Source organism: Enterovibrio sp. QJM3NY_24 (assembly GCF_057786035.1).
In genome coordinates this window covers 3,496,908-3,509,478 of sequence record NZ_CM173519.1, presented here as the reverse complement: position 1 = coordinate 3,509,478, position 12,571 = coordinate 3,496,908, and the positions used below count along the sequence as shown (strand labels likewise).

General features: G+C 48.8%; 13 protein-coding genes and 1 pseudogene. 8 read left to right on the top strand and 6 right to left on the bottom strand.

What is annotated here, in order from left to right; translation table 11 throughout:
• Window positions 1-113: 113 nt before the first annotated feature.
• The 3 genes from AC3CIC_RS15815 to AC3CIC_RS15805 all read right to left on the bottom strand — a co-directional run bounded on the left by AC3CIC_RS15815 (window position 114) and on the right by AC3CIC_RS15805 (window position 3,892).
• Window positions 114-911: a Cof-type HAD-IIB family hydrolase gene (locus AC3CIC_RS15815; RefSeq protein ID WP_016960601.1), complete on the bottom strand. Its 798-nt coding sequence runs from the start codon at window positions 909-911 to the stop codon at window positions 114-116.
• Between the two features lie 150 nt (window positions 912-1,061).
• On the bottom strand, window positions 1,062-2,069 hold the full coding sequence (locus tag AC3CIC_RS15810) for an alpha/beta fold hydrolase (protein ID WP_488515026.1): 1,008 nt from the start codon (window positions 2,067-2,069) through the stop codon (window positions 1,062-1,064).
• A gap of 221 nt (window positions 2,070-2,290) precedes the next feature.
• Window positions 2,291-3,892 carry an AbgT family transporter gene (locus AC3CIC_RS15805; RefSeq protein ID WP_016960603.1) on the bottom strand — a complete coding sequence of 534 codons (1,602 nt, stop codon included), beginning with the start codon at window positions 3,890-3,892 and terminating at the stop codon, window positions 2,291-2,293.
• 237 nt (window positions 3,893-4,129) lie between these two features.
• On the opposite strand from AC3CIC_RS15805, the gene AC3CIC_RS15800 reads away from it, so the two are divergent.
• On the top strand, window positions 4,130-5,131 hold the full coding sequence (locus tag AC3CIC_RS15800) for an acyltransferase (protein WP_488515025.1): 1,002 nt from the start codon (window positions 4,130-4,132) through the stop codon (window positions 5,129-5,131).
• Here the strand turns inward: AC3CIC_RS15800 and AC3CIC_RS15795 are convergent, their stop codons facing one another.
• Window positions 5,132-5,470 (bottom strand): DUF2500 domain-containing protein, encoded by a 339-nt coding sequence (locus tag AC3CIC_RS15795; protein WP_016960605.1) that lies wholly within the window; start codon window positions 5,468-5,470, stop codon window positions 5,132-5,134.
• A gap of 227 nt (window positions 5,471-5,697) precedes the next feature.
• Between AC3CIC_RS15795 and AC3CIC_RS15790 the strand changes: the two genes are divergently transcribed.
• The 4 genes and pseudogenes from AC3CIC_RS15790 to AC3CIC_RS15775 all read left to right on the top strand — a co-directional run bounded on the left by AC3CIC_RS15790 (window position 5,698) and on the right by AC3CIC_RS15775 (window position 7,650).
• Window positions 5,698-6,060: a DUF4145 domain-containing protein gene (locus AC3CIC_RS15790; RefSeq protein WP_488515024.1), complete on the top strand. Its 363-nt coding sequence runs from the start codon at window positions 5,698-5,700 to the stop codon at window positions 6,058-6,060.
• Window positions 6,061-6,374: 314 nt separating this feature from the next.
• Window positions 6,375-7,000: pseudogene (locus AC3CIC_RS15785) on the top strand (lysoplasmalogenase).
• A 16-nt stretch (window positions 7,001-7,016) separates the two neighbouring features.
• Window positions 7,017-7,328 (top strand): putative signal transducing protein, encoded by a 312-nt coding sequence (locus AC3CIC_RS15780; protein ID WP_016960608.1) that lies wholly within the window; start codon window positions 7,017-7,019, stop codon window positions 7,326-7,328.
• An 85-nt stretch (window positions 7,329-7,413) separates the two neighbouring features.
• The gene (locus AC3CIC_RS15775) at window positions 7,414-7,650 is read left to right on the top strand and encodes a YecH family metal-binding protein (RefSeq protein WP_016960609.1); all 237 of its coding nucleotides are present in this window, start codon (window positions 7,414-7,416) and stop codon (window positions 7,648-7,650) included.
• Between the two features lie 106 nt (window positions 7,651-7,756).
• Here AC3CIC_RS15775 and AC3CIC_RS15770 read toward each other — a convergent pair whose 3' ends face one another.
• Together AC3CIC_RS15770 and rsmD are read right to left on the bottom strand one after the other, a co-directional pair.
• Entirely contained in the window at window positions 7,757-8,026 is a 270-nt protein-coding gene (locus tag AC3CIC_RS15770) for a DUF1145 domain-containing protein (protein ID WP_016960610.1), read from the bottom strand.
• Entirely contained in the window at window positions 8,023-8,658 is a 636-nt protein-coding gene (rsmD, locus tag AC3CIC_RS15765) for a 16S rRNA (guanine(966)-N(2))-methyltransferase RsmD (protein ID WP_488515023.1), read from the bottom strand. Before rsmD ends, AC3CIC_RS15770 begins: the two co-directional genes overlap by 4 nt.
• Window positions 8,659-9,703: 1,045 nt before the next feature.
• Here rsmD and ftsY point away from each other — a divergent pair.
• The 3 genes from ftsY to ftsX are packed head-to-tail and all read left to right on the top strand — an operon-like array spanning window position 9,704 to window position 12,499.
• A complete protein-coding gene (gene ftsY / locus AC3CIC_RS15760) occupies window positions 9,704-10,930 on the top strand; it encodes a signal recognition particle-docking protein FtsY (RefSeq protein WP_488515927.1) in 1,227 nt (408 codons plus the stop codon).
• Window positions 10,931-10,935: 5 nt separating this feature from the next.
• Window positions 10,936-11,601 carry a cell division ATP-binding protein FtsE gene (gene ftsE / locus AC3CIC_RS15755; protein WP_016961847.1) on the top strand — a complete coding sequence of 222 codons (666 nt, stop codon included), beginning with the start codon at window positions 10,936-10,938 and terminating at the stop codon, window positions 11,599-11,601.
• Window positions 11,594-12,499: a permease-like cell division protein FtsX gene (gene ftsX / locus AC3CIC_RS15750; RefSeq protein ID WP_016961848.1), complete on the top strand. Its 906-nt coding sequence runs from the start codon at window positions 11,594-11,596 to the stop codon at window positions 12,497-12,499. The genes ftsE and ftsX overlap by 8 nt, the downstream gene beginning before the upstream one ends.
• The last annotated feature ends 72 nt before the right edge of the window (window positions 12,500-12,571 follow it).

Here is a 12,571-nt window from a genome sequence, read left to right as displayed (position 1 = left end):
AGGTCAAGTGACTGAAAAAGAAAACGGCAGCGGGGGGAATCGCTGCCGTACTGCATCTTATGTATCTGTTATAGCACACGCTTTACATTATTGCTTTTCAAGCCAACACAGCGTTACAGCAGGTGTGTTTCAAGATAGCGAGCCACTGCTTCGTCTGCATGACTGCCGATCACTTCGTTGTTAGGCAGTGTGGCTTTTACGCGTGGATGCGCGGTTTCCATCACCAAGCCTTTCTTCGCGGCACTCAACATTTCCACGTCATTCATGCCATCGCCAAACGCGATACATTCATCAAGGCTAAAGCCTTTGATTTCCGCAACCGCTTTTAATGCTTCGCCTTTCGATACACCAGCGGCCATAACTTCAAGACAAAATGGCGTAGAAAAAGCCACGCTGACTTTATCGCCGAAGGTGTCGATGAATTTCTTCTCATAGGCCGTCAGGTAATCATGATCATGACGAATGAAGAAGATTTTCGCTACGTCTTCAAGTGGCGGATTTTCTGGGTCAAACAGCGTAAAGCTGAAACCTGAATCTTTGTGGTATTTCGCTAAATCTTCGTCAACGCGGTTCAGTAACCAATCGTTCTCACGATAGATATGAATCGTGACGGTTTCATCGTCCTTCATCATGTTGACCAGTTCTGTGATTACTTCTGGTTCGACATTGCGGCTGAAAACCAAGTTGTCATCCGCGTCGTGAACGCGCGCACCGTTTGAGGTGATCATGAATGCTGGAATGCCCACGCTCTGGCGAATGTGTGCCACATCGATGTGGTGACGACCGGTTGCGAAAACAAAATGCTCGCCCTTTTGATGCAGGCGTTGTAAGACGTCACGAGTATAAGGAGCGATGCTATGGTCTGGTGTCAGCAGGGTGCCGTCGAGATCGGACGCAACGATTCTGTACATATGTACCTCAAGTCGAAGAGAAGAGTGTTCAATACCCCTTCAGTGTATCCAAGCGCGAAAGAAAGAAAAGGGATCAAATCGTCGGTTATTTTTTCCCGTTTAGGCGAAATAACCGACAAATTTGCTGGTTGACTCGTTTCTCACTGGCAATTACGCGGTTTGCTCAAGTGGTACGGCCGATTGCGCATCGAAGAAGGAGAGAGACAGGTTAAGAGCCGTGTCGCGTGTCACGTCTTTTTCGAACAATAATTCATGACGAGAGTTTGGCACGATATCAAATTTGATAGGCAGATTGAGCGCCTGACGTTCACGGTGAAAATGGAACATGGTGTGGTTACACACGACTTCATCGCGTGCCGCCTGCATCACAAGCATCGGCATATCGATCATTCGTGCCGCCTCAATCGTGCGTTCACAGGCAGACATACTTTGCCAAATCCATTGACTGCTCGGGCCACCAACTTTGAGTGTCTCATTATCCTCATACAGCTTGCGAAACCACTGGTAGCGAGTTTCTGAGTGAGTCAGCAAGTTGTGCTTAAACGGTTTGAGCCAATACGGAACCTGGCCTGGCGCATAACCAGCGGGATGTTGGATGGTTGACAATGCACGGCACAGCGGCTTAGCCACTTTTCTCAGTGTTGGTGAAAGATTGATGCCAAACATCGGGGCACTGAGTGCTAATGCGTCAATGGCGGCCGGCTTTCTTGCGGCATAGAGGGTGGTGATCGCGCCGCCCATCGAATGCGCCAGTATCATGCGTTGCTGGTGGGGCTTTTGCGTGACGATTTCATCGACAAAGGTTTCAAGGTCGTCAACGTAATGCTCAAAGTCCACCACATGGCCGATGTCACTGCCTGTGACGAGACGTTGACTCTGACCTTGTCCACGATGGTCATAACTGTAAACGTCATAGCCTTGACGGAACAAATCGAAAAACACTTCCTTATATTTTTCAGTCGCTTCAATTCGGCCATTGACCACCACGATAGCGCGGGTGTGCTCAGGCTTGGTGAAGGCGCACCAATGCAGACGCAGGCCTTCTTGGCCAATGATCTGCCCTTGCTGACGTGTTGCCCAAAATGGCGCAACTTGTTCAGCCATGGTGGTGGCTAACTCGTCTTCACGAGAAAATAAAAAAGGGCGTTCAATTGACATGTACATTCCGGTTCGGGGTTTCTATTTAGCATATCACGACACACGAGAAGTGCTCGGGTATGTGTTAGGAATATCGCCAGTTGTCAGCGAAAACAGGGCGCCTATGTTAAGGGATCTATGTTAAGGCATCTATGTTCATGGTTAGGCATTGTCGAAGGAAAAATAGTCACAAACAAAAACAGCCAGCATTTGCTGGCTGTTTCATCATTACACGGCAGTCATTACTGGCTGAAGTTAAAGTACGTGGCGGAGCCTGGACCCACTGGCATACCCACGACGAATACCCACAAGTAGAAAAAGATGCTCCAACCTAACAAGAATACCAGCGTGTATGGCAGCATGGTGGCGATCAATGTCCCTATGCCTAAATCTCGCTTATAGCGTGAGGCTACCGCCAAAATAAGACCGAAGTAGCTCATCATCGGGGTAATAAGGTTTGTCACCGAATCACCGATACGGTATGCCGCCTGAATGGTTTCCGGCGCATAGCCAACCAGCATCAGCATTGGCACGAATATCGGTGCGGTCACTGCCCACTGCGCAGACGCTGAACCGAGTGTCAGGTTGATAATGCCGCACATGATGATGAAGGCGAAGAACAACATTGGGCCAGTTAGACCGATGTTTTGCAGGAAGTCTGCACCACCAACGGCAATAACCTGACCGAAGTTGGTCCATTTAAACAGTGCCACGAACTGCGCGGCAAAGAAGACCAGCACGATGTAAAGACCCATGGCGCTGATGGATTTTGCCATCGCATCAATCACGTCACGATCAGTCTTCATGGTGCCGACGGTTTTACCGTAAACGTAACCTGGAATAGCAAAGAACACCAAAATGAAGGCAACAATACCTTTTAAGAACGGAGAGCCTGCCACTAAGCCCGTTTCAGGGTTACGCAGAATGCCCCATTCCGGCACGATGGTCATCGCCAGTAAGGCTGATACGATAAGCGCCGCGATGCCTGCATTGCGCATACCGCGCTTCTCAATGTCAGTGACTTTGCCTGCTTCTTTGGCTTCGAAATCTTCTGCCGCCATGGACTGATCGTATTTGCCGAGCTTTGGCTCAACAATTTTCTCAGTAACCAAGGCACCCAAAATGGTGATCAGGAAGGTCGATGCAAACATAAAGTACCAGTTCGCTTCTGGGCCAACCGTGTACACAGGGTCAATCATTTGTGCGGCGGTTTCAGTGATACCAGACAACAGTGGGTCAACCGTACCTAGCAGCAGGTTGGCAGAATAACCGCCCGAGACACCGGCGAAAGCTGCCGCAAGACCTGCCAATGGGTGACGACCCAGAGAGTGGAATATCATGGCTGCGAGTGGGATAAGTACCACGTAACCCAGCTCCGATGCTGTGTTTGAGATGATACCCGCGAAAACGACGGTTAAGGTCACCATACGTTGAGACGCCCCCATCACTAAAGAGCGCATGGTGGCGGAAAGTAGACCTGAATGCTCGGCAACGGCGACACCCATCATGGCGACCAATACGGTGCCTAGAGGGGCGAATCCGGTGAAGTTCTTCACGAGATTCATCACGATAAGCTGCACGCCTTCCGCGTTCATCAGACTTTTAACGTAAATCATGCCATCAGCAGCACGACCCGCCGTGCCTTCTGGGCGTGGGTCGGTGACCGACATGCCAAAGTAACCCGCAATGCCCGATGCAAAGAAAATGACCACACACAAAATGGCAAACAGGGTGACCGGGTGAGGGAGAAGGTTACCGAGAAATTCTACAGTATCGAGAAAACGGGAAAAAAAGGATTTCTTTGGCTTCCCGCCGTTTTGATGTTGCGAAGCTGATGTCTGCATCAGTTCCTCCATGTTGGGTAACTATCCATCTTTAATCTGAAAAGCATGCTAGGGCATTTAAACGGTCAATTGCAATATGTAGTGCTATCAAATAGCACCAATGCAGCTATATAATTTAAAATAAAATTAACATTTGGTATTATATGTTGTTTGTTTTCTGTTCGGTTTGGTGGAATTATCGACGGGTTTACAATCACGGCATCGCCATTGAATTTTCGCCCACTTTCTGGAACCGAAATGCAAAAAAAAGTCTTTTATATCGAGTTGTTGCGTGTTGTTGCTGCGATTGCAGTGATCGCCATTCATGTTTTGGGGCCTTATCGCTACATCGCAGGCGAGATCCCACAAAGTGACTGGCTTTCTGCCATTGGAATTAACGGCGCAAGTCGCTGGGCTGTCCCCGTATTCATTATGATTACAGGTGCATTGATGCTGTCAGACACCCGGCCATTTTCACCCTCGTATTTTGTTAAACGGCGAGTGATGAAAGTGTTTGTGCCTTTTGTGGTCTGGTCTGTTTTTTATGCAATTCTCGCGGCAATATCGTTACAAAATGTAAATTGGTCGGAAACCGTACAACGATTGACACAATTTCCTGTGAAAGAAACTTACTATCACTTGGGGTTTTTCTATTATTTCCTGCCGCTATATCTACTGATTCCAGTACTCCGTCCTTTAGTGAAACGAGAAGCGCCGGATATGTTCAATACCGTATTGGCGCTTTGGCTGGGACTGTGTGTGGCAAGATTAATGGGGGTGGATATGGGTTTTGTCGAAGAGTTGGTGCTTTTCGGTGGCTATCTGTTACTGGGCTATGCGCTGCATCGGCGTGAAGTGCCTTTTGGCTTATTACTCTTTTTGGGCGTGTTAGCGTTGGTGGCGACCGAGTACACAGCGATCTCACAAAGTGTCGCAAAGGGTGCATACACAAGTGCGGGCTGGTTCTCTTATAAGACGATTAATACTGTGCTCATCGCCACCATGGTGTTTGTGCTTTGTAAGCGATGGGCAGACAACGTGTCTGATAAATGGCAAAGGCGGGTGACGGTTGTTAGTCGCCACTCATTAGGCATTTACCTGATCCATCCCATTTTTCTTTGGCCGCTGAGGGAAAGTGATGTGATTCTTGGGATGGCATGGTTAGCCATCCCGTTGGTGACATTGGTCGTTTTTGTTTTGTCTTACTGGACCAGTGCCGGATTATCGAAGTGGCGCGCGACGGCGTGGTTAGTGCCCTAATTAGTTAATTCTTTGCAATTTAGCAAAGTGAACAAAGTCAGCGCCGCGGTATGTTAGCGTGCCACAATCACCGGGCTGTAGGGCGTGATAATAATGAATACCCACTTGGAATTCGCGTTTCGGACCGCCTGATATTGGCTCAACATAGATCCAATATTCTTCTGGGTCTTGGTGTTGATCTGGGCTTGGCAGAGAAACGGCTTGTTTATCAAGAATGCGGATGTCGATCGCACGATCTTCTGCGCCGTGTCCCAATGAATGCTTTTGGAAGGTAAATACAAAGTAGACACCAGCAACCACCGCAAGGGCGAGCATGAGCAAAATCAGAGAAATGGGCACGGTTGTCTCCTTAATCCGGCCGTAAAATGTCGAGCGAGAGTCTACTTCAGAAGAAGGAGTAGACATACTGCCACCAGAAACAATTCGTGATCGATCGCACTTATCTGTATTTGCATCGGTGCGAATGTAAACGAAGTTAAAGAGTTTTCTCATTTTTGGTGATATGACGTAAGCTAATGAAAAGCATCGATCGCGGGTACTAAGACACCGCCCTATAGGAGGCCTACATGGATGACATTGCTGTTGTTGTGAGACAAAGTCGGCGTCTGGAGCGTTTGCTGAAAGAGCATTATCACGCTCAAGGGCGAGGACTTCACGAATTGGTGACGAGTTGCCAAGAGCGGTTGCCACATGATGTGATCGCCAAATTGCGCTTTGTGGCAACCATCAGAAATAAAGCCGTGCATGAAGACGGCTATGAAGTCGACGACATGCGTGGTTTTGTATCGGCCTGTAAGCAATGCGAAAAAGAGCTACAGCCTCGTAGCAATCGCATGATCTGGCGCGTTGCCCTCTTCCTGATTTTTGCTGTCACTGTCGGTGCGGTTTGGTTTTATATCGAAAACTGGCGTCACATCATCGGTAACTAAGATGGACACTAAACAACAATAGAGCATCCAATTTGGGTGCTCTTTTTGATTGTATCGACAGTCAACAGAGATACATCGTTGATCTCTTAATCGAGACGCCCCCTGATATTCTAAGGCTTACCCTTTTTAAGGGGATAGACCGGAGTAACGTTAGGGCTTTAGATCGAGAAAGCCGAACAGGCTCTGGCGTTATTCGGATATAAATCGTCATGGTGCCTGCTTTTGATGCGAGCTTCGCTTTCTGAGACATGTGCGGTGGACTTTCCATCTTGCATCCCTAGACTTGGTTGGCTCGCAATTTAAGGGAAGAGATCATGTTGAGTTGGCTTGCTGTTTGTTGTTCAGGATTGCTGCACATCAATGCTGCTTACAAAGGTCCGCGTTGGCAGTTTTATCTGTTTAAACCGTTGACTATTTTATTGATGATGCTGATCGCCTTGGTGGGCGGAGAGGCGAATGTTTACACTTATTTGATCTTAGTTGGCGTTTGTTATTTTCGTTGTTTGGTGATGTGTTCTTGATGCTACCCAAAGACCGATTCATACCAGGGCTATTGAGCTTTCTGATTGCGCATATTTTATATAGTGTTGCGTTCTGGCAGCAGTTTGATGGCCCCATGATATGGTGGCTTCCCTCGTTGATTGGTGCGGCAAGTGTCATTGTTTTCTTACTTTTATTGCCTAATCTTGGGCCTTTGCTGATCCCTGTTGGAATTTATATTGCCGTGATCGCCCAGATGGCATGGGGTGCAGGCGAATTTTGGATGAATGCACACTCGCAAACGGCGGCATATGCGTTTGGTGGGGCACTGTTGTTCATGGTATCTGATACCGTTCTTGCCTTTGAGCGATTTAAAGGGCCTTTTCGCGCCTCAGTATTGCTGGTGATGAGCACGTATTTTTGCGCGCAGGGATTGATAACTTTGTCTGTGATGCCGTAGTAGCGAGGAGTCATTAATGTCGTGGATTCAAGTGTATAGTGCAAGCAATTCACTCGAGGCACATAGTCTGAAAGGAATGCTTGAATCCATGGGAATGGATGTCCTGCTTAAAGGCGACTCACTCGCCAGTGCCACCGGCGAGCTTCCCGCCGATGTGGTTGCAGTGACTTTGTGGGTGGATACCTTACGTGAAGAAAAAGCGCGATCTGCATTGCATCAGTATGAAGCACAGGCAGAAAGTGTGTGGTTCTGCCCATCCTGCCAAGAAGAAAATGGCGGTAGCTTTGAGATGTGCTGGCAATGCAGCACACCGCGTGATGAATTCTGATTAATCTTGCGACATATCAAAACAGCCTAGCAAAGACTGTGTTTCCATAACGACCGATTAATCGTTGTGCGTTTGTGGAGTTGCTATGCCTGTGTCAATTCATGTTCATGAAGTCTTAAACCACCTCAAATCCCAAACTTTGTCTGAACAAGCATTGGTTGACTGGGTAAGCGGGCAATGGGGTGCATCTGCACGTTTTCATACTTGCAGTCAAAATGGGCTGTCATTTAGTGAAGTTCTCGTGTTCTTGCGCCGTAGGAAGAAGATTCTTGAACAAGCGGGCTCGTTAGTGGTGAATGACGCGCGGATTTGTCAGCACTAAACGAGTGCTACTGAGCAGAAAGACACCGTGAAACGAAAAAGGCCTCAGAAGAGGCCTTTTTGCTGTTTATCTTTTGTATCAATGTCACTTCTAAGTGCTGGGTATATCAACCAACCATGTACTTGCGGCGGATATCAAGCAGAGCGAAGATCCCAAATATCAGGATGGACCATTTTTCCCAGCGAGTCATGGAGACTTTATCGCCGAATGCACCGATAAAGATCAGCATCTGCAAGCCATGCATGCAGAACAGGAAGGCGGTCATAATATACAGTGCCATCGCGGCTACACCCGGAAACGGCGAGATGATATTCGTGATCAATACCAACCAGACAAAGCCAATGGCCGCTTTTGCTAAAAAGATGAGTGCTTTCATTTTTCCTCTCTTAGATACAGCCGGAAGCTCACTTGTCCGGCATGCTTTTCCTTAATCATGTCCCAATGCGCGGGAACGTCGGGCACACCAAGCTCTTTTTCTGCCTCAATGTAAATCAACGCGTTCTTATTAAGCCAGCCATTGTGCTCGAGTTTGTTCAACACGTCACTCAACAAGTCTTTACGAAACGGTGGATCGATAAAGACCACATCAAATGGCTGTCCGGTTTGCGATAAGTACTGCAAGGCATCGATGTTATGGACGGTCGCGTTGTCTGCATTCAAGGTGGATAGATTGAGATTGATTTGCGCCGCCGCACCTTTATCAAGCTCTAGTAACGTGACGTGATCAGCCTGACGAGACAAAGCTTCAAGCCCTAAACCGCCACTACCTGCGAACACATCAAGGCATTTAGCTTGATATAAATCTGCCGCTAGCCAGTTGAATACCGTTTCTTTCACGCGATCTGTTGTAGGGCGAAGGCCTTCGACGTTCTTAACTGGCAATTTGCGACCTCGCCATTTTCCAGAAATAATGCGGACAAAACCAGAACCGCCTCCTGCATTCGATGAAGGATGATTACCCCTGCCGTTAGGTTGTTTCGCAGGGTTTTTAGGGTTACGTCTTACCATAGATTTTTTGACCGCCAAGAAGGTGTTAGTATATGTCGGTTCGGTAACGGCTCAGCATTTTCAAGGTCAACTTGCCCTTTTTAAAATGATCAGCGACGTAAGGGTTTTGGCCTCTTTCGCCGAATTTTCTGCGCCGCAATGTATGTAATACATCGCCGTTACCTCACTGCATTTATAAGGCGCAGTGCTCACAGTTTAAGATTAGCGCGATGTCATCGTGCTGATTGTACCAATCATGCTTTAGGATTTGCCAATGGCAGAAAAAAAGAAACGCGGATTTATGTCCTGGCTGGGTTTCGGCCGAAAGAACGACGAACAAGAACAACAGGCTGAGCAAGCCCGTTTACAAGCTGAAGAAGAAGCTCGCCTGCAAGCGGAAGCCGATGCGAAAGCACAGGCTGAAGAGCAAGCGCGCCTGCAAGCAGAAGCGGATGCGAAAGCACAGGCTGAAGAGCAAGCGCGCCTGCAAGCAGAAGCGGATGCGAAAGCACAGGCTGAAGAGCAAGCGCGCCTGCAAGCAGAAGCGGATGCGAAAGCACAGGCTGAAGAGCAAGCGCGCCTGCAAGCGCAAGCCGATGCGAAAGCACAGGCTGAAGAACAAGTTCGCCTGCAAGCGGAAACGGATGCAAAAGCACAGGCTGAAGAACAAGCCCGCTTGAAATCGGAAGCCGATGCGAAAGCACAGGCCGAAGAGCAAGCGTGCCTGCAAGCAGAAGCGGATGCGAAAGCACAGGCTGAAGAACAAGTTCGCCTGCAAGCGGAAGCGGATGCAAAAGCACAGGCTGAAGAACAAGTTCGCCTGCAAGCGGAAGCGGATGCGAAAGCGAAAGCACAGGCTGAAGAACAAGTTCGCCTGCAAGCGGAAGCGGATGCGAAAGCACAGGCTGAAGAGCAAGCGCGCCTGCAAGCGGAAGCGGATGCGAAAGCACAGGCTGAAGAGCAAGCGCGCCTGCAAGCGGAAGCGGATGCGAAAGCACAGGCTGAAGAGCAAGCCCGCCTGCAAGCGGATGCGGATGCGAAAGCGCAAGCTGAAGAACAAGCCCGCCTGAAATCGGAAGCGGATGCGAAAGCACAGGCTGAAGAGCAAGCGCGCCTGCAAGCAGAAGCGGATGCGAAAGCACAGGCTGAAGAACAAGCCCGCTTGAAATCGGAAGCGGATGCGAAAGCGCAGGCTGAAGAGCAAGCGCGCCTGCAAGCAGAAGCGGATGCGAAAGCACAGGCTGAAGAACAAGCCCGCTTGAAATCGGAAGCGGATGCGAAAGCGCAAGCTGAAGCCGATGCAATTGCTGCAGAACAATTAGCCGCTGAAGATCTGGCTAAGACACAAGCCGAGCAGGAAAAGCCAAAGCGTGAAGGTTTATTTGCTCGCTTAAAACGTGGTCTTCAGAAGACCAAAGCGAACATCGGTGCAGGCTTTTTGGGTCTGTTCAGTGGCAAGAAAATTGATGATGAGCTGTTTGAAGAACTGGAAGAGCAGCTTCTTATTGCTGATGTTGGTATGGATACCACGACCAAGATCATCAATAACCTGACCGACAATGCTTCTCGTAAAGAGCTGAAAGACGGTGAGGCCTTGTATGGTCTGCTCAAGCAGGAAATGGCTGGGATCTTGAGTAAGGTTGAAAAACCGCTCGATGTGGAAAACCAAAACGGGCCATTCGTGATTTTGATGGTCGGCGTTAACGGTGTGGGTAAAACCACCACTATTGGTAAGCTCGCCAAGCAATTCCAGCAAGAAGGTAAATCCGTCATGCTGGCGGCAGGTGACACTTTCCGCGCGGCGGCAGTCGAACAGCTACAGGTTTGGGGCGATCGTAATAACGTTCCTGTGATTGCACAGCACACCGGTGCAGATAGCGCATCAGTGATCTATGACGCGATTGAAGCTGCAAAAGCACGTAATGTTGATGTGGTTATCGCAGATACCGCTGGTCGTTTGCAAAACAAAGCTAACCTGATGGAAGAGCTGAAAAAAATCGTCCGTGTCATGAAAAAGCTCGACGAGAATGCACCGCATGAAATCATGCTCACCATTGATGCGGGTACAGGTCAAAATGCCATCAGCCAAGCGCGTTTGTTCAATGAGATCGCGCCGCTGTCGGGTATCACCCTGACCAAGCTTGATGGTACCGCCAAAGGTGGCGTTATCTTTGCGGTGGCCGATCAATTTAATATTCCTATCCGCTACATCGGTGTCGGTGAAGGGATTGATGATTTGAGACCATTTGTCGCAGAAGATTTTATTGAAGCACTGTTTAGTCAGGAGGACTGATAGGCGTGATCCAGTTTCAGCAGGTTAGTAAAGCCTACCGCGGTGGGCAGCGAGCATTACAGAAAGTAAGCTTTCACTTGCCCAAAGGCGACATGGCATTTCTGACCGGTCACTCTGGTGCAGGTAAAAGTACCTTGCTGAAACTTTTGTGCGCGATTGAACGGCCGAGTGACGGTAAAATATTGTTCAATAATCACGATATTTCGCGTATTGACCGCAAAGAAATCCCTTTTTTGCGTCGCCATATCGGGGTGATTTTTCAAGATCATAAACTCTTGATGGACAGAACCGTGTTCGATAATGTCGCCCTGCCGCTCCGTATTGAACAGGCCAACGAGTCAGACGTAAAAAAGCGAGTGTCTGCAGCGTTAGACAAAGTGGGTTTGTTAGACAAATCCGCTTGTTTACCCATTCAGTTATCAGGCGGTGAGCAGCAACGTGTGGGTATTGCCCGTGCGGTGGTTAATCGCCCGCAAGTGTTGATTGCCGATGAGCCGACCGGAAATTTGGATGCGGCCTTATCGCAGCAAATCATGGAATTATTTCGTCAGTTCAACCAAGTGGGCGTCACCGTATTGATGGCGACTCACGATACGTCTTTGTTGAGCCGCTACGACATGCGTCGATTTGACCTGAACCAAGGTCATCTTTCGGAGGTGGCGCGTGGCTAATTTTTTGTCGTTACACAAACAGCAGTGCGGACAAGCGCTTCGAGATTTGTTGGCGCGACCAACGGGGAATTTGTTAACCGTATTGGCTTTGGCCTTCTCGCTAGCATTGCCCGTTACGTTATATATGTTGGCAAAGAACGTGGTGGCGGTCAGTGCACAATGGCAAGCGCCCAATCAGTTGACGGTTTATCTCAATGAGATACCGGAAAGCCGCGCCACATCACTGAGTGATGAGATTGGTCAGTGGTCTGAGATTGGCTCGGTTGCGTATATCTCTCCTGAGCAAGGCTTGTTGCAGCTGAGACAAATCCAAGGATTTGAAGAAGCAGTGAGTTTGCTCGATGATAACCCGCTACCTGGCGTTATCGTGGTGACACCAACGAGTGATGATGCGGCCGCGGTTACCGCATTGGCGTCAAAGCTGCGCGCAGAATCGGACATTCAAGAAGTCCGTCTTGATAGCGACTGGCTGCAACGCCTAGCAGCTATAGAGTCTTTGGTGCTGACATTAACTTGGGGTTTCTCCGGTCTGATGTTAATGGCAGTGTTTCTCATCGTCGGCAATACCCTGCGATTACAGGTACTGAACCAGAAACAAGAAATTCAGGTCATGAAGTTGGTCGGCGCTACCGACAGTTATATCCTTCGCCCCTATTTGTACACGGGCGTTTGGTTGGCTTTATCGGGTGCAGTGGTTGCTTGGCTCGTGGCAACAATAAATGGCTTTTTACTCGATGCAGCCGTGGCAGAATTGGCTACATTATATAGCAGTGGTTTTCGTCTCAGTGGCTTAGGTGTCGATGAAACCTTGATCCTGTTTATGGTCGCTGGGTTGATTGGCTTGCTAGCAGCACGGCTCGCGGCAGGTAAACATTTACGAGATATTGAACCTGTTTGATGGGTTGTAGTCTCATTCATGGTGATCATTCACTCAGACTTGCAGTTTTTTTGAACTTGAGTAGAGTATGCC

Excerpts from the sequence above, each read along its gene's own strand:
- AC3CIC_RS15800 (WP_488515025.1), top strand. The coding sequence starts at position 4,130 with ATGCAAAAAAAAGTCTTTTATATCGAGTTGTTGCGTGTTGTTGCTGCG.
- AC3CIC_RS15810 (WP_488515026.1), bottom strand. The coding sequence starts at position 2,069 with ATGTCAATTGAACGCCCTTTTTTATTTTCTCGTGAAGACGAGTTAGCC.
- AC3CIC_RS15770 (WP_016960610.1), bottom strand. The coding sequence starts at position 8,026 with ATGAAAGCACTCATCTTTTTAGCAAAAGCGGCCATTGGCTTTGTCTGG.
- rsmD (WP_488515023.1), bottom strand. The coding sequence starts at position 8,658 with ATGGTAAGACGTAACCCTAAAAACCCTGCGAAACAACCTAACGGCAGG.
- AC3CIC_RS15815 (WP_016960601.1), bottom strand. The coding sequence starts at position 911 with ATGTACAGAATCGTTGCGTCCGATCTCGACGGCACCCTGCTGACACCA.
- AC3CIC_RS15805 (WP_016960603.1), bottom strand. The coding sequence starts at position 3,892 with ATGCAGACATCAGCTTCGCAACATCAAAACGGCGGGAAGCCAAAGAAA.
- AC3CIC_RS15775 (WP_016960609.1), top strand. The coding sequence starts at position 7,414 with ATGCCTGTGTCAATTCATGTTCATGAAGTCTTAAACCACCTCAAATCC.
- AC3CIC_RS15790 (WP_488515024.1), top strand. The coding sequence starts at position 5,698 with ATGGATGACATTGCTGTTGTTGTGAGACAAAGTCGGCGTCTGGAGCGT.
- AC3CIC_RS15780 (WP_016960608.1), top strand. The coding sequence starts at position 7,017 with ATGTCGTGGATTCAAGTGTATAGTGCAAGCAATTCACTCGAGGCACAT.